The 15,010-nt window shown below is 73.6% G+C and carries 11 protein-coding genes; 1 reads left to right on the top strand and 10 read right to left on the bottom strand.

Annotated elements, in window-relative coordinates:
* Nucleotides 1-15: 15 nt before the first annotated feature.
* The 7 genes from ACF1AK_RS27485 to nrdR form a co-directional block, all read right to left on the bottom strand.
* Nucleotides 16-1,260: a cytochrome P450 gene (locus ACF1AK_RS27485; RefSeq protein WP_391501505.1), complete on the bottom strand. Its 1,245-nt coding sequence runs from the start codon at nucleotides 1,258-1,260 to the stop codon at nucleotides 16-18.
* A complete protein-coding gene (locus ACF1AK_RS27480) occupies nucleotides 1,257-1,934 on the bottom strand; it encodes an ATP/GTP-binding protein (protein WP_391501504.1) in 678 nt (225 codons plus the stop codon). The genes ACF1AK_RS27485 and ACF1AK_RS27480 overlap by 4 nt, the downstream gene beginning before the upstream one ends.
* Complete coding sequence (locus ACF1AK_RS27475) at nucleotides 1,915-2,304, bottom strand: DUF742 domain-containing protein (protein WP_391501503.1); 390 nt, start codon at nucleotides 2,302-2,304, stop codon at nucleotides 1,915-1,917. Before ACF1AK_RS27475 ends, ACF1AK_RS27480 begins: the two co-directional genes overlap by 20 nt.
* Nucleotides 2,301-2,747 (bottom strand): roadblock/LC7 domain-containing protein, encoded by a 447-nt coding sequence (locus tag ACF1AK_RS27470; RefSeq protein WP_391501502.1) that lies wholly within the window; start codon nucleotides 2,745-2,747, stop codon nucleotides 2,301-2,303. Before ACF1AK_RS27470 ends, ACF1AK_RS27475 begins: the two co-directional genes overlap by 4 nt.
* Nucleotides 2,747-4,429, bottom strand: a complete 1,683-nt coding sequence (locus tag ACF1AK_RS27465) for a sensor histidine kinase (protein WP_391501501.1) — start codon at nucleotides 4,427-4,429, stop codon at nucleotides 2,747-2,749. The genes ACF1AK_RS27470 and ACF1AK_RS27465 overlap by 1 nt, the downstream gene beginning before the upstream one ends.
* A 327-nt stretch (nucleotides 4,430-4,756) precedes the next feature.
* The gene (locus ACF1AK_RS27460; protein ID WP_391501500.1) at nucleotides 4,757-7,645 is read right to left on the bottom strand and encodes a vitamin B12-dependent ribonucleotide reductase; all 2,889 of its coding nucleotides are present in this window, start codon (nucleotides 7,643-7,645) and stop codon (nucleotides 4,757-4,759) included.
* A 215-nt stretch (nucleotides 7,646-7,860) separates the two neighbouring features.
* Nucleotides 7,861-8,358: a transcriptional regulator NrdR gene (gene nrdR / locus ACF1AK_RS27455; protein WP_355365127.1), complete on the bottom strand. Its 498-nt coding sequence runs from the start codon at nucleotides 8,356-8,358 to the stop codon at nucleotides 7,861-7,863.
* Between the two features lie 344 nt (nucleotides 8,359-8,702).
* Between nrdR and lexA the strand changes: the two genes are divergently transcribed.
* Nucleotides 8,703-9,584 carry a transcriptional repressor LexA gene (lexA, locus tag ACF1AK_RS27450; protein ID WP_391501499.1) on the top strand — a complete coding sequence of 294 codons (882 nt, stop codon included), beginning with the start codon at nucleotides 8,703-8,705 and terminating at the stop codon, nucleotides 9,582-9,584.
* Nucleotides 9,585-9,663: 79 nt separating this feature from the next.
* Here the strand turns inward: lexA and ACF1AK_RS27445 are convergent, their stop codons facing one another.
* The 3 genes from ACF1AK_RS27445 to ACF1AK_RS27435 are packed head-to-tail and all read right to left on the bottom strand — an operon-like array spanning nucleotide 9,664 to nucleotide 15,001.
* Nucleotides 9,664-11,796 carry an ATP-dependent DNA helicase gene (locus tag ACF1AK_RS27445; RefSeq protein WP_391501498.1) on the bottom strand — a complete coding sequence of 711 codons (2,133 nt, stop codon included), beginning with the start codon at nucleotides 11,794-11,796 and terminating at the stop codon, nucleotides 9,664-9,666.
* 12 nt (nucleotides 11,797-11,808) lie between these two features.
* Entirely contained in the window at nucleotides 11,809-13,635 is a 1,827-nt protein-coding gene (locus ACF1AK_RS27440; RefSeq protein ID WP_391501497.1) for an IucA/IucC family protein, read from the bottom strand.
* Nucleotides 13,613-15,001 carry a lysine N(6)-hydroxylase/L-ornithine N(5)-oxygenase family protein gene (locus tag ACF1AK_RS27435; RefSeq protein WP_391501496.1) on the bottom strand — a complete coding sequence of 463 codons (1,389 nt, stop codon included), beginning with the start codon at nucleotides 14,999-15,001 and terminating at the stop codon, nucleotides 13,613-13,615. Before ACF1AK_RS27435 ends, ACF1AK_RS27440 begins: the two co-directional genes overlap by 23 nt.
* Between the last annotated feature and the right edge of the window lie 9 nt (nucleotides 15,002-15,010).

Raw genomic sequence — 15,010 nt, 5'->3', positions numbered from 1 at the left:
CCTGCTGCGCGCGGGTCAGCCCGCGTACCCCGGGGTGAACGACACCGGCAGCGCCACCAGCCCGCGCACCCAGGCCGACGGCCGCCACACCAGCGCGTGCTCGGCCACCGCCAGGCCGAGGTCCGGCAGCCGGTCCAGCAGCACCTCGACCGCCGTCGTCGCGATCACCTCGGCCGCCTCCTGCGCCGGGAACGGGCAGCCGTGCTCGCCGTACGAGTAGCTCAGGTACGCGCGGTTGCCCTCGGCCGGCCGTCCGTCCGGCCGGCGTACCGACGGATCGGAGTTGGCGCCCGCGAAGCCCAGCAGCAGCATGTCCCCGGCGGCGATCCGCTGCCCGCCGAGCCGGGTGTCGCGGACGGCCCAGCGGCCGGCGAAGATCTGCGTCGGGGTGTCCTCCCAGAGCGCCTGGTTCAGCGCCTGGCCGATGCTGCGCCGCCCGCCGGACAGCGAGGCGGCGAACCGCTCGTCGGTGAGCATCAGCCGCAGCGCGTTGGAGATCCAGTACGAGCAGGGCTGGTGACCGGCGATCAGCAGCACCCGGAGGTCCCGCATGACCTCCTCGTGGGTCAGGCCCGCCGGGTGCGCCAGCATCCGCGAGGCGACGTCCTCGCCCGGGTGCGCGGCCTTCTCCTCGACCAGCTCCAGCATCACCGCCAGCAGCCGCTGCGCTCCGGCCGGCGCGTCCGCACCGCCGTCCAGCATGGTCAGCAGGCTCTCGATGAGCACCGGCGCCTGCTCCTCGCTCAGCCCCAGCACCCGGCAGAGCACCAGCAGCGGCAGCCGGTGCGCGTACTCGGCGACCAGGTCCGCCTCGCCGCGCCCGGCGAACTCGTCGATCAGCCGGTCGGCCAGCTCCTCGCAGTGCTTGCGCAGCTCGTACGGGTCGACGGCGGACAGCGCGTCGGTGACCGCCCGCGAGCGCCGGACGTGCTCCTCGCCCTCGGCGTACAGGATCGACGGCACCGGGGCCATCATCGGCTTGAGCGGCCAGTCCTCGGGGATCTCCGACCAGCCCGACCAGCGGGTGGAGTCCCGGCCGAACAGCTGCGGCTGACCGGTCACCAGCTGGAGCTCGCGGTAGCCGATCACCAGCCAGGCCGGCACCCCGCCGGCCAGCTCGACCGGCGCGACCGGGCCGTGCGCGGCCCGCATCTCGCGGTAGACCTGCCCGGGGTCGGTCTGGAAGCGCGGCCCGTACAGCGGGACGGCACCGGCGTGCGCCGGGCAGCCCGGCGGCGGGGTGGCGGCGGGCTCGGTCACGGGGTGCTCTCCTCAAGGACGTCGGGGACGGTCGCGGCGGCGGTGGCGGCGGCAGCGGCCGCCGACCCGGCCTCGACCCGGGCGGTCAGATGGCGGACCAGCTCGATCAGCACCTGTTTGCCGGACGCCCGGTCCCGGGCGTCGCAGTCCACCAGCGGCACCCCGGGCGGCAGGTCGAGCGCCTCGCGGACCTGCTCCAGGGTGTGGGTCGGCTCGCCGAAGTTGTTGCGGGCGACGATGAAGGGGGTGCCGTGGTGCTCCAGGCGGTCGATGGCGTACCAGGAGTCCTCCAGCCGCCGGGTGTCCACCAGCACGACCGCGCCCAGGGCGCCGGAGAACAGCCGGTCCCAGAGGAACCAGAACCGCTCCTGACCCGGCGCGCCGAACAGGTAGAGCACCTGGCTGGCGGAGAGGGTGATCCGGCCGAAGTCGAAGGCGACCGTGGTCGACCGCTTGCCCCAGGCGCCGGTGGGGTCGTCGATCCCCTCACCGGCCCTGGTCATGATCTCCTCGGTGTTCAGCGGGCGGATCTCGCTGACCGCGCCGACCAGGGTGGTCTTGCCCACGCCGAAGCCGCCGACCACGACGATCTTCAGCGCGTTGTCGGCGGTGCGGCGCAGCGGCGTCCGCCCGAGCGGACGCACGGCGCGCCCCTCAGAGCTGTTGGAGTCCATGCAGTACCTGCTTCAGCGTGTCGAGATCGGGCAGCCGGGCCTTGGTCGGCGCGAACCGGGGGTGGCGGGCGGTGATCGACCCGGCCTCCAGCAGGTCGCCGAGGAGGATCTTCACCACCGACACCGGCAGCGCCAGCTCCGCGGCGACCTCCACCACGGCGGTCGGCGCCTCGCACATCCGCAGGATGCGCGCGTGTTCCGACTGCATGCCCGGCACCGGCTCCTGCTCGGCGACGATCAGCGTGACCAGGTCGAACGCGTTCTCCGGGGCCCGGCTGCGGCCCCTGGTGATGGTGTACAGGCGGTCCGGGTCGTCGTCCCGGCCCGGCATGACCGGCCGCCCGCCGGTGGTCCCCCCGCCCCCGCTCATGCCCCGGCGCTTCCGTCGGCCCCCCGGGCGTCCGGATCCGCGGCGGCCTCCCGGGCCGGAGCACTGAGGTGGACGCCGATCTGCTCGATCAGCCCATGCATGTTGTGGCCGACCACGCCCACGTCGGCGTCCTCGTCGGTGACCACGGCGAGGTGGGCGCCCTCGCCGGCCGCCACGATGCACAGCACGCCGCCGTGGAACTCGGTCATCGACTGCCGGACCCCGCCGGTGCCGTCGCCGAACTCGATGGACGCGCCGTGCGCCAGGCTCTGCAGACCGGAGGCGATGGCGGCGAGCTGGTCGGCCCGGTCGTCGTCGAGGCCGGAGGTGTGGCAGAGCTTGAGGCCGTCGGCGGAGAGCACCAGGGCGTGCCGGGTGCCGGGGGTGTTGGTCAGCAGGTTTTCCAACAGCCAGTCGAGGTCGCGGTCGGTGGCACTGCTCATCAGGAGTCCTTCTCGGTGACGGGGGAAACGTCGGACGCGGGGTCGGTGGCGGACCGGGTGCCCGGGGTGTCCGCGGCCGGTGCGGCGTCCGCGCCCGGCCGGGTCGCCCGGCGGAACGCGCCGAACCGGGCGGCGGCATCCGCCGTGCCGGGGCGGGCGGCCCGTTCGGCCGGGGCGGCCGCGGGGGCGGCCGCGCCGAGCGTCTGGCCGCGGCGGCGCTGTGGCAGGCCGCTGTCGGTGACCCCGGGCGCGGGGGCCGGAGCGGGAGCGGTGGGCGCGGGGGGCGTGGCCGGCGCCGTGCGGGCGGGGGTGAGCGCGGGGCGCGCGGCCCGCTCGGCGGACGCGGGTGCGAGTGCGGCCGGGGGTGCGGCGGCGGGTGCGGCGAGCGGCGCGGGCTCCGCCACGGGCTGGGTCACCAGCTGCTGCGGGATCAGCATCACCACGCCGGTGCCACCGCGCGCGGAGGGCCGGAACGAGATCTGCAACCCGTGCTTGCGGGCCAGCACCCCGACCACCGCGAGGCCGATCCGGGTGCCCGCCGACAGCGTGGTGAGGTCCAGCGGCTCCGCCGAGACGGCCCGCTCGGCGCGGCGCAGCCAGCTGTCGCTCAGGCCCAGGCCGCTGTCCTCGACGGTGATCGCCAGGCCGGCCGGCACCTCCTCGACGTAGACGTGCACCTCGGCCGGCGGGGCGGAGAAGGTGGTCGCGTTGTCCAGCAGTTCGGCCAGCGCGTGCATCACGCCCTCGGCGGCGAACCCCGCCACCGCGGCCGTGCTCGCGTTGTGCAGCCGCACCCGCTGGTAGGCGCTGATCCGGCCGAGCGCGCCGCGCAGCACCGACTCCACCGGGATCGGCTTGCCCCAGCGCCGGCCGGAGCGGGCACCGGTGAGCACCGCGATGCTGTCGGCCATCCGGCCCGCCTGCGCGGTCGCGTGGTCCAGGCTCAGCAGGTCCCCGAGGACCTCCTCGTCGTGCCGGTGCTGCATCTCGCGCAGCTCCGCGTGCATGCTCGTGGCGAGCGCCTGGACCCGGCCGGCGGCGGTCGCGCAGACCGCCAGCGCGGCGGCCCGCAGCCGCTCGCCGCGGCCGATCTCCTCGGCGACGGCGCGCAGCAGCGCCCGCTGGGGGTGCTCGCGGTGAGCGGCCAGCGCGCTGTCCACGGTCGCGCCGGTGCGCAGCCGCTTCACCACCTCGGGCAGCACCTCGTCGGCCAGCCGGTCCAGGACGGCCCGCTCGGCGCGCTCCGCCTCGGCCTCCGCCCGGGCCCGGGCCGCGTCCGCGCGGGCGGCCGTGACCTCCTCCTCGGCGCGCCCGAGCGCGGTCCGCGCCTCGTCCCGCTCGGCCTCCGCGGCGGCGGCCCGCGCCCGGGCGGAGGCCTCGCCCTGGCGGGCCGCCCCGGCGACGACCAGCGCCGCCATGGCCTCGTCGTCCTTCCCGGCCAGTTCCGCCTCCAGCCGCCGGGCCCGCTCGGTGGCGCTGCCGGCCTGCCGGACGGCGATCAGCCAGAGCACGGCGACCGCCGCCACGGCGGCCGCGGTCAGCGGCTGCCCGGCGTCGAGCGCCCGCATCACCCCGACCGGCCCGGCCACCGCCGCCAGCAGGGCGGCGGCCGCCGTCAGGGCCTTGGTGCGCGCGTCGGGTCGACGGAGCGGCCCGCCGTCGGGGTTGGAGCGTTCTGTCATCGGTGCGGTGTCCTCGGCAGAAGTCGGGCGAATGCGCGACCGCCCGGCCGACGTCGTGGAACGTCTCCGGGCGGCGATTCGGTTCACGCAGTCGGCCGATCATATCCATTCAGACGATGTACTCAACCGAGAAGTTGACGGTCAGTCTCCTCCCGCAACGCTCCGTATAGCGCAGCGCCCCCTCCCCCTCACCCCGTCGCCACCGTGCGCCGGCCGCACGACGGCTGAGGCGGGGGCGCCGGCCGGTCGGCCGGCGCCCCCGCCTCAGGGGTCGCTCATCGGATCAGGAACGGCGCAGTGGTGCGCTCGGCGCCGTTCCGCCCGGCATCAGCTGCAGCCGCTGGTGGAGCCGCAGCCCTCGCAGAGGTAGCAGCTGCCGGCGCGGCGCATCTTGGTGCCGCAGGAGAAGCAGAGCGGCGCGTCGGCGTTCAGGCCCAGCTGGATCTCGATCAGCTCGGTCGAGTTGTGGGCCTGGGCCGGGGTGGCCTTCGGGGCCGGGGCCGGGGCGGCGGCCGGCTTGGCGGAAGCGGCGGGGGCGACCGGGGCGGACTGGGCGAGCGTCTCGGTGTCCAGCTCCTCCTCGGCCTCCAGCGGCTCGTAGGACCCGGTCTCCAGGTGGCGCTGGCGCTCCTCGACGGAGTGGATGCCGAGCGCCGAGCGGGTCTCGAACGGCAGGAAGTCCAGCGCCAGGCGGCGGAAGATGTAGTCGACGATCGACTGCGCCATCCGCACGTCCGGGTCGTCGGTCAGACCGGCCGGCTCGAAGCGCATGTTGGTGAACTTCGAGACGTAGGTCTCCAGCGGCACGCCGTACTGCAGGCCGACCGAGACGGCGATGGAGAAGGCGTCCATCATGCCCGCGAGGGTCGAGCCCTGCTTGGACATCTTCAGGAAGACCTCGCCGAGGCCGTCGTCCGGGTAGGAGTTGGCGGTCATGTAGCCCTCGGCGCCACCGACCGTGAAGGAGGTGGTGATGCCCGGGCGGCCCTTGGGCAGGCGCTTGCGGACCGGGCGGTACTCGACGACCTTCTCGACCGCGGCGGCCGGGGCCTCCTCGGCCTTCTCGTCCTTCTTCTTGGCCGAGAGCGGCTGGCCGACCTTCGAGTTCTCGCGGTAGATGGCGAGCGCCTTGACGCCCATCTTCCAGGCCTCGAAGTAGATCTCCTCGACGTCCTCGACGGTCGCGGAGGCCGGCATGTTCACCGTCTTGGAGATGGCGCCGGAGATCCACGGCTGGATCGCGGCCATCATCCGCACGTGGCCCATCGGGGAGATGGAGCGCTCGCCCATGGCGCAGTCGAAGACCTCGTAGTGCTCGGCCTTCAGGCCCGGCGCGTCGACCACGTTGCCGTGCTCGGCAATGTGCGCGACGACCGCCTCGATCTGCTCGTCCTGGTAGCCGAGGCGCTTCAGGGCGCGCGGGACGGTGCCGTTGACGATCTGCATCGAGCCGCCGCCGACCAGCTTCTTGAACTTGACCAGCGCGAGGTCCGGCTCCACGCCGGTGGTGTCGCAGTCCATCATCAGGCCGATGGTGCCGGTCGGGGCGAGCACCGACGCCTGGGCGTTGCGGAAACCGTTCTGCGCGCCGATCCGGAGCACGTCGTTCCAGGTCTCGGTGGCCGCGGCCCAGACCGGGGCGTCCAGGTCGTCGAACGAGACGGCCGCCTTCGAGGCGTCCGCGTGCTGCTTCATGACCCGCTGGTGCGGGGCGGCGTTGCGGGCGTAGCCGTCGTACGGGCCGACCACACCGGCGAGTTCGGCACCGCGGCGGTAGGCGGTACCGGTCATCAGCGAGGTGATGGAGCCGGCCAGGGCGCGGCCGCCCGCGCTGTCGTAGGCGTGGCCGGTGGCCATCAGCAGGGCGCCGAGGTTGGCGTAGCCGATGCCCAGCTGGCGGTAGGCGCGGGTGGTCTCGCCGATCTTCTCGGTCGGGAAGTCCGCGAAGCAGATGGAGATGTCCATCGCGGTGATGACCAGCTCGACGACCTTGGCGAAGGTCGCGGCGTCGAACGAGTCGTCGTCGCGGAGGAACTTCATGAGGTTGAGCGAGGCGAGGTTGCAGCTGGAGTTGTCCAGGTGCATGTACTCGGAGCAGGGGTTGGACGCGTTGATCCGGCCGGACTCCGGGCAGGTGTGCCAGTGGTTGATCACGGAGTCGTACTGGATGCCGGGGTCGGCGCAGGCCCAGGCGGCCTCGGCCATCTTGCGGAAGAGCTTCTTCGCGTCGACGGTCTCGATGACCTCGCCGGTCATCCGGGCGCGCAGGCCGAATTCGGTGCCGTTCTCGACGGCGGTCATGAATTCGTCGCTGACGCGGACCGAGTTGTTGGCGTTCTGGTACTGGACGGAGGTGATGTCGTCCCCGCCGAGGTCCATGTCGAAGCCCGCGTCGCGCAGGGCGCGGATCTTCTCCTCCTCCTTCACCTTGGTCTCGATGAAGGCCTCGACGTCCGGGTGGTCGACGTCCAGGACGACCATCTTGGCCGCGCGGCGGGTGGCGCCGCCGGACTTGATGGTGCCGGCGGAGGCGTCGGCGCCGCGCATGAAGGAGACCGGGCCGGAGGCGTTGCCGCCGGAGGAGAGCAGTTCCTTGCTGGAACGGATCCGGGAGAGGTTCAGGCCGGCGCCGGAGCCGCCCTTGAAGATCATGCCCTCTTCCTTGTACCAGTCGAGGATCGACTCCATGGAGTCGTCGACGGACAGGATGAAGCAGGCGGAGACCTGCTGGGGCTGCTTGGTGCCGACGTTGAACCAGACCGGCGAGTTGAAGCTGAACACCTGGTGGAGGAGGGCGTGGGTCAGCTCGTGCTCGAACACCTCGGCGTCGTCCGGGGTGGCGAAGTAGCCGTTCTTCTCCCCCGCGGCGCGGTAGGTGAGCACCACGCGGTCGATGATCTGCTTGAGGCTCCACTCGCGCTGCGGGGTGCCCACGGCGCCGCGGAAGTACTTGGACGTGACGATGTTGACCGCGTTCACCGACCAGAAGTCGGGGAACTCGACGCCGCGCTGCTCGAAGTTGATCGAGCCGTCGCGCCAGTTGGTCATCACGACGTCGCGCCGCTCCCAGCGGACCTCGTCGTACGGGTGCACGCCAGGAGTGGTGTAGATGCGCCCGATCCGCAGACCGCCCTTGGGGGCCTTGCCGGCGCCGCCCTTGGCCGCCGCCTTGTCGGACTTCGACCCGCGTGCGGAACCGCTCGTGGTGTCTGTCACTTCTGTTCCTCCTCCTGGTTGGGCAAACGCCCGGAGTGCCCCGAAAAGTCCGGGCACGGCTGGTTCGCTCTTCCGGTGTGCGGGCAGGCGGGAGTCCTCGCCGGCCGCGCACGGTTTGTCATGGTCTGTGCGCCGTTTTCGGGCACACGTCGGCCCTTGCGGGGGCCGGGGGTGCTGCCGACCCCGGAAAGGGGCCGGTGAAGGGGCCGGGCCGGTTAGGGCGCGGCGGAGGCGACGGGCACGGGAGTGCCGTCCGCCTCGGGAGCGGGCCGCTCGGCGCGGAGTTCCGCGATGGCGGCCTCGAAGTCTTCCAGTCCGTCGTACGCCTGGTAGACGCTGGCGAAGCGCAGGTAGGCGACGACGTCGAGTTCCTTCAGCGGGCCGAGTATGGCCAGCCCGACGTCATGGGTGGTGAGCTCGGCGTTGCCGGTGGCCCGCACGCACTCCTCGACCCGCTGGCCGAGCTGGGCGAGGGCGTCCTCGGTGACCGGGCGGCCCTGGCAGGCCTTGCGGACGCCGGAGATGACCTTCTCCCGGGAGAACGGCTCGGTGACGCCGCTGCGCTTGATGACCATCAGGGCGGCCGTCTCCACCGTGGTGAAGCGGCGGCCGCAGTCCGGGCACTGCCGACGACGGCGGATGCAGCTGCCGTCCTCGGTGGTCCGGCTGTCGACGACGCGGCTGTCGGAGTGCCGGCAGAAGGGGCAGTGCACCTGAGGATCCCTCCCTGGCAGGACGTGCGGACTGGTCGAGTCTATGCGATCCGGGGGCGCTGGTAGCAACCCGATCTTGAGCCCTCGACCACAAGTACTGGGCCACGGGGAGGACTGTAGCCACTACATCTAGGTCTGTGATGGAAGTCGACCCACGGGCGTGTCGGCGCCGACTAAGATTCCGGGGACGCCTTCGGGTCGAACATTTAATCGATGTACAACAAAGCCTTGATCGAGTCAGCCAACTCCCGAATAATTCACTCGAACGTGTGTTTGGCGCAACCTTTCGATACGAGGTGCGTTGGGCTGGAAAAAGGAGAGGACAGCCGTCGAGAGGGGCCGCCGTGAACACCGTCGAAAGCAACACCATCCCGGTGCAGGAACACTCCCAGCTCAAGGTGGGGCAGCGCACCACGAATCAGCAGAGTGTGGACATCAGCATGGACCGTAGCGAAGACCACCGCCTCCCGGGCCCGGGCCTCCCCGGCGTCGGCCGCGTTCCGGACCAGCCCATCGAGCACTCCCCCGCGCTGGACGACGCCCACCCCGCCCCCGCCCGCTCGGCGCCCGGCCGGCCGCCCGGCATCCGCACCGACGAGGCCGGCCTCACCGAGCGCCAGCGCCGGGTGATCGAGGTCATCCGGGATTCGGTCCAGCGGCGCGGCTACCCGCCGTCCATGCGCGAGATCGGCCAGGCCGTGGGCCTGTCCAGCACCTCCTCGGTGGCCCACCAGCTGATGGCGCTGGAGCGCAAGGGCTTCCTCCGCCGGGACCCGCACCGCCCGCGCGCCTACGAGGTCCGCGGCGTCGAGGTGGCCCGGCCGAACACCGCCGAGACCGCCGGCCGCCCCTCCACCTCCTACGTGCCGCTGGTCGGCCGGATCGCCGCCGGCGGGCCGATCCTGGCCGAGCAGACGGTCGAGGACGTCTTCCCGCTGCCACGCCAGCTGGTCGGCGAGGGCGAGCTGTTCGCGCTCACCGTGCGCGGCGACTCGATGATCGAGGCGGCCATCTGCGACGGCGACTGGGTCACCGTCCGCCGCCAGCCGGTCGCCGAGAACGGCGACATCGTGGCCGCGATGATCGACGGCGAGGCCACCGTCAAGCGCCTCAAGCGCGAGGACGGCCGGATCTGGCTGATGCCGCACAACCCGGCCTACGAGCCGATCAACGGCGACAACGCGACCATCCTGGGCAAGGTCGTGGCGGTGCTCCGCCGGCTCTGACGGCCGCCCCCGGCCCCTCGGGCACCCTCGGGACGGGAAGGGGCTCCCCGCGGACCGCGCGGAGCCCCTCCGGCCCGTCTCAGCCCCGCTTCACCACCGGCCGCACCGGCGCCGCCGAGGCGTCGATCGCCGCGAGCGAGCGACGCACCTGGTTGCGGTCCGTGGTGTACCAGAACTCCGGCATCGAGGAGCGGAAGAAGCCCCCGTACCGCTTGGTCTCCACCCGCGGATCGAGCACCGCCACCACGCCCCGGTCGTCCGCCGCGCGCACCAGCCGGCCCGCGCCCTGCGCCATCAGCAGCGCCGCGTGGGTGGCCGCGACGGCCATGAAACCGTTCCCGCCGCGCTGTTCCACGTCCTTCTGCCGGGCGCTCATCAGCGGGTCGTCCGGACGCGGGAACGGGATCCGGTCCATCACCACCAGCTGGCAGGCCGACCCGGGCACGTCCACGCCCTGCCAGAGCGACAGCGTGCCGAACAGGCAGGTGGTCGCGTCCGAGGCGAACTCGCGGATCAGCTCGCCCAGGGTGTCCTCCCCCTGGAGCAGGATCCGGTGGTCCAGCCGCTCCCGCATCGCCTCGGCGGCCGTCCGGGCACCGCGCATCGAGGAGAACAGCCCGAGCGTGCGCCCGCCGGCCGCGCCGATCAGCTCGGCCAACTCGTCCAGCATGTCCGGCCGTTCGGGATCCCGCCCGGGGTCGGCCAGATGCCGGGCGACGTACAGGATGCCCTGCTTGGGGTACTTGAACGGCGAGCCGACGTCGATCCCCCGCCAGTGCGGCACCGGCTCGTCGCCGAAGCCCGCGCCCGCCGCCTCCGGGTTGTCGCCCGCCGTGCGGACGTCGGGCAGCCGGGCCTCGGAGGGCAGGCCGACCGAGGCCGCCACGCCGTTGAAGTCCCCGCCGAGCTTGAGGGTGGCCGAGGTGAGCACCACCGAGCGTTCCTTGTACAGGCCCTCGCGCAGCAGCCCGGAGACGCTCAGCGGGGCGACCCGCAGCGAGGCGGTGCCCAGCCCGTAGCGGTCGCTGCGCTCGATCCAGACGACGTCGTACTCGGAGTCCTGGAGCAGCCGGTCGGCGGTCTCGTGCAACGCCTCGGCGGAGGCCATCGCCTGCTTGCGCACGGCGTCCTCGTCGCTGAGCCCCTTGTCCCTGGTCTCGCCGAGCGAGGTGATCACCTGCCGGGCGGCGTCCCGGATCGCGGTGACGGCGTACCCGAGGTACTCCGGCAGCTCCTCGACCCGGCCGGGCTGGGCGGTCTCCATCAGGCCGTGGTAGTTCTCGGCGGCGGCCTGGAGCGCGTCCACGGCCTTCTCGTTGGCGAGCCGGGCGGCCCGCTTGACCGCGCGGTTCACCGCGCCGACGGTCAGCTCGGCGGTGGCCGCGCCGGTGACCCGGTTGACCAGCTCGTGGGCCTCGTCGATGATCAGCAGCCCGTGCTCGGGCAGCACCGGCGCGCCCTCGATCGCGTCGATCGCGAGCATCGCGTGGTTGGTGACCACCACGTCGGCGAGCTTGGCCCGCTCGCGCGCCTTCTCCGCGAAGCACTCCTGCCCGTACGCGCAGCGGGTGGCGCCCAGGCACTCCTTCGAGGTGACCGAGAGCTGGGCCCAGGCCCGGTCGGAGACGCCGGGGGTCATGTCGTCCCGGTCGCCGGTCTCGGTCTCGTCGGCCCAGTCGCGCAGCCGGAGCACCTCCTGGCCGAGCTTGCCGGCCGGCCCGCCCATCGCCTCGACCGGGTCGAACAGCCCCTCGCCCTCCTCGCTCGGGGTGCCCTCGTTGGCCCGGTGCAGGCACAGGTAGTTGGAACGGCCCTTGAGCATCGCGAACAGCGGGCGGCGCCGCAGCACCGGGTGGAGCGCCTCCACGGTGCGCGGCAAGTCCCGCTCCACGAGCTGGCGTTGGAGCGCCAGGGTGGCGGTCGCGACCACCACGCGGTCCCCGTGGGCGAGCGCCGGCACCAGGTAGGCGAGGGACTTTCCGGTGCCCGTGCCGGCCTGCACCAGCAGGTGCTCGCCGTGGTCGACGGCGTCGGCGACGGCCTCGGCCATCCGGAGCTGACCGGGGCGCTCGACGCCGCCGACGGCCGCGACCGCGGCGTGCAGCAGCTCGGGGACGCGGGAGCGGGGGACGGCCTCGGCCGGGGCGTCCTCGGAGCTTCCGGCCGGGTCGGCGTCCTCGGCGGGGAGCTGGGATTCGGAGTCGTTCGTCATGACCCTCCCACCCTACGGGGCGGGGGTGACAATCCGGTCCCGTTGTCCGGGCAGCGGCGCCGTCCCGCCCTCGGCGAGCGGGTTGGGCACGGTGCCGTGCCGGGCGGCGTGCGGGCGGTGCGGGCGGTCCCCGTAGCCGTCCAGCAGCAGCCGGTTGCGGTTCAGGCAGAGCCGGTCGATCCTCGGCCGGAACAGGTCGAACAGCGCGAACCGGTCGCCGAGTTCCGGGAATCGCGCCTGGTGGCGCAGCACCTCGGCGCGCAGCAGCGCCCAGAACTCCGCCTCGGCCAGGCCGGTCCGCGCCTCCAGCAGCGGCGCCAGGTAGCGGAACACGCCGATGAAGAGCCCGGAGTGCAGGAACTGGCACAGGCCCTGCGGATCCTCGCGCAGCAGCACCTCGTCCACCTCGGCGGGCAGGCCGCGCAGCTCCGGGAGGTCCTGGTCGCTGAGGTTGACGTCGTCGACGAAGTCCTTGACCGCCAGCCGCACCGGCACGTCCCGCTCGTCGAAGACGACGATGGCGTTCTCGCCGTGCGGGGAGAAGACCAGGCCGTACCGGTAGAGGAAGTGCAGCAGCGGCGGCAGCAGCGCGGCGAACAGCCGGGCGGTCCACACGGCGGGGGCGAGCCCGGAGCGGGCGATCAGCTCGGCGGCGAGCGGCCGCCCGTCGCGGCCGGTCTGCAGCAGCGCCGCCAGGGTGCGGGCGCGTTCGCCGGGCGCCAGCGCGGGGCCGAGCGGCTCGCGCCAGATCGCGCCGAGCAGTTCCTTGTACTGGTACGGCGCCTCGGGCAGCTCGCGGTAGAGCGGGTGGTCGACGGTGACGGAGGCGATCTCGCCGAGCAGCACCACCCGGCACTCGTCGCGCAGGAACGGGTCGGCGTCGCGCAGCCCGTGGATCCAGGCGGTGACGGCGGGCGCGGCCCGGGTGCGCTCGGTGGGCAGGCCGCGCCAGACCAGGGTGTTGAGGATGGCGAGCGGCAGCTTGACGGTGCAGCGCTCGGGGTGGCTCTCGTTGAAGAACGAGCGGATCGACTGCTGGGGCAGCCGCAGGTCGCCGTCGGTTCCGAGCGGGACGATCTCCCCGGAGGCGATCCACGGCGCGAACAGCGGCAGCACGGTCTCGTCCCACTGCCAGGGGTGCACCGGCAGCAGCAGGTAGTCGTCGGCGGCGGCGCCGAGCGGGGCGCGCAGCGCGTCCGGGTCGTCGAGCTCGCGGCGGTACAGCGAGGCGGGGTCGGCCAGGCCGGCCACGCCCCGGTACTCGGCGAGCCGGCGGTGGACGGCGATCCAGGGCAGGGGGCGCGGAGCGCGGGCCTCCGGGGCCCAGCGGGCGGCGTCCGCGGCGGAGAAGCCGATCCGGCCCTTGTTGGGGACGATCCACGGGTGGCCGCCCTGCCGGCCCTCCAGCTCGGTGTGACCGAGGTCGGCGAGTTCGGCGGCGGTGAGCCCGGTGGCGAGCAGGTGGGCGTCGGCGGTCAGCGTGGCGGTGAGTTCGCGCAGCAGGTGGCCGGTGGTGTCGCCGCGCAGGCCGAGGGCGTGCCGGGCGTGGATGAGGAAGCGCAGCGGGTCGGGGCCGCCGGGCGCGTCGCAGCCGACGGAGCCGGGGTCGACGCGCCAGCTGTCGTAGGCGCCGCGCCGGGCGGTGAAGCGGTACTCGGCCCCGGGCAGCGCGAGCGCGTAGCCGTCGGGGGCGCCGGTCCCGACGGGGGTGACGAGCTCCTCGTAGGCGAACTCGCCGAGCATCTTGGCCAGCAGCGCGCGGCCGGCCCGCTGCCAGGGCCCGGCGGTGAGCTGCGGCGGCAGGTACAGCGGCGGTTCAGCGGCCGGCGGTTGCGGCACGGGTCGGCTCCTGGGGTCGGGGAAGAGCGGGGAGGGGAACGGGTGCGGCCGGCGGCGCGAAGCCGGTCCAGGCGGTGCGCTGCGGCAGCCGGTGGACGGTCCGCCCGGTGACGGCGTTGAGGATCACCGCGGCACGGTGCGCGCCGAGGCCCAGGTCGGGGGTGCCCACCCCGTGGGTGTGCAGCTCGCCGTTCTGGACGTACAGCCCGCCGGTGACCTCCGGCAGGGTGGCGACCCGGTGGTCCAGGCCGACCCGGTAGCGGCCGGCGGCGTCCCAGTCGACGAGGTGGGCGAGCGGCTCCAGGGCGGCCGGGCGGGCGGCCCGGTAGCCGGTGGCGAGCACCACGGCGTCGGTGCGCAGCACGTGACCGGTGCCGGAGTCGGTGTGCCGGCAATCGAGTTCGAGCCCGCCGCAGGGCCCGGAGCGGGCGTCGGTGACGGCGGTGCCGGGGGTGATCTCGACCGGTGCCTCGCCGACCGCCCGGCCGACGGTGCGCGCGTAGAGGTGGTCGTGGATCTCGGCGAGGGTCTCGGCGGAGGCGGCCTTGTGCAGCTGCCACTGGGCCTCGACCAGGCCGTCGCGCACCGCCGGCGGCAGGCCGTGGAAGTACCGGGTGTAGTCGGGGGTGAAGTGCTCCAGGCCGAGTTTGGAGTACTCCATCGGGGCCAGCGCCCGGGTGCGGGTGAGCCAGCGCAGCCGCACGCCGTCGCCGTCGTGGCGGCGCAGCAGGTCGAGGAAGACCTCGGCGCCGGACTGCCCGCTGCCGACGACGGTGATGTCCCGGGCGCCGGCCAGGGCGCCGCGGCGGTCGAGGTAGTCGGCGGAGTGGAAGACCCGGGGGTGGCCGTCGAGGGCGGCGAAGGCGGCGGGCCGCACCGGCAGGGTGCCGACGCCGAGCACGACGTTGCGCGCCTCGACGGTGCGCAGCCGCCCGCCCGCGCTCTCGCGCAGCTCGGCGCGGTACCGGTCGCCGGTCCAGTGCAGGGCGGTGACCTCGGTGCCGAAGCGGCAGTTGGCCAGCCGTTCGGCGGCCCAGCGGCAGTAGTGGTCGTACTCGTGGCGGGTGAGCTGGAACCGCTCGGTGAAGTAGAAGGGGAACAGCCGGTCCTGCTCGCGCAGGTGGTTGAGGAAGGACCACCGGCTGGTCGGGTCCACCAGGGAGACCAGGTCGGCGAGGAACGGCACCTGCATCCGGGCGCCGTCGACGAGCATCCCGGGGTGCCAGCGGAACTCCGGGCGCCGGTCGCAGAAGAGGGTGCGCAGGCCGGGGACGGGCTCGGCGAGCGCGGCGAGCGAGAGGTTGAACGGGCCGATGCCGACGCCGAGCAGGTCATAGGGCCCGGGCGGGGGTGCGGGGGTGTCCATGAGGCGGTG

Origin of the sequence: Kitasatospora sp. NPDC015120 (genome assembly GCF_043080305.1) — a bacterium.
Lineage (GTDB): Bacteria > Actinomycetota > Actinomycetes > Streptomycetales > Streptomycetaceae > Kitasatospora.
This window is presented reverse-complemented; position numbering and strand designations above follow the sequence as displayed.

Coding starts and splice junctions, on each gene's coding strand:
- ACF1AK_RS27475 (WP_391501503.1), bottom strand. CDS start 2,304: ATGAGCGGGGGCGGGGGGACCACCGGCGGGCGGCCGGTCATGCCGGGC.
- ACF1AK_RS27435 (WP_391501496.1), bottom strand. CDS start 15,001: ATGGACACCCCCGCACCCCCGCCCGGGCCCTATGACCTGCTCGGCGTC.
- ACF1AK_RS27465 (WP_391501501.1), bottom strand. CDS start 4,429: ATGACAGAACGCTCCAACCCCGACGGCGGGCCGCTCCGTCGACCCGAC.
- ACF1AK_RS27470 (WP_391501502.1), bottom strand. CDS start 2,747: ATGAGCAGTGCCACCGACCGCGACCTCGACTGGCTGTTGGAAAACCTG.
- ACF1AK_RS27445 (WP_391501498.1), bottom strand. CDS start 11,796: ATGACGAACGACTCCGAATCCCAGCTCCCCGCCGAGGACGCCGACCCG.
- ACF1AK_RS27480 (WP_391501504.1), bottom strand. CDS start 1,934: ATGGACTCCAACAGCTCTGAGGGGCGCGCCGTGCGTCCGCTCGGGCGG.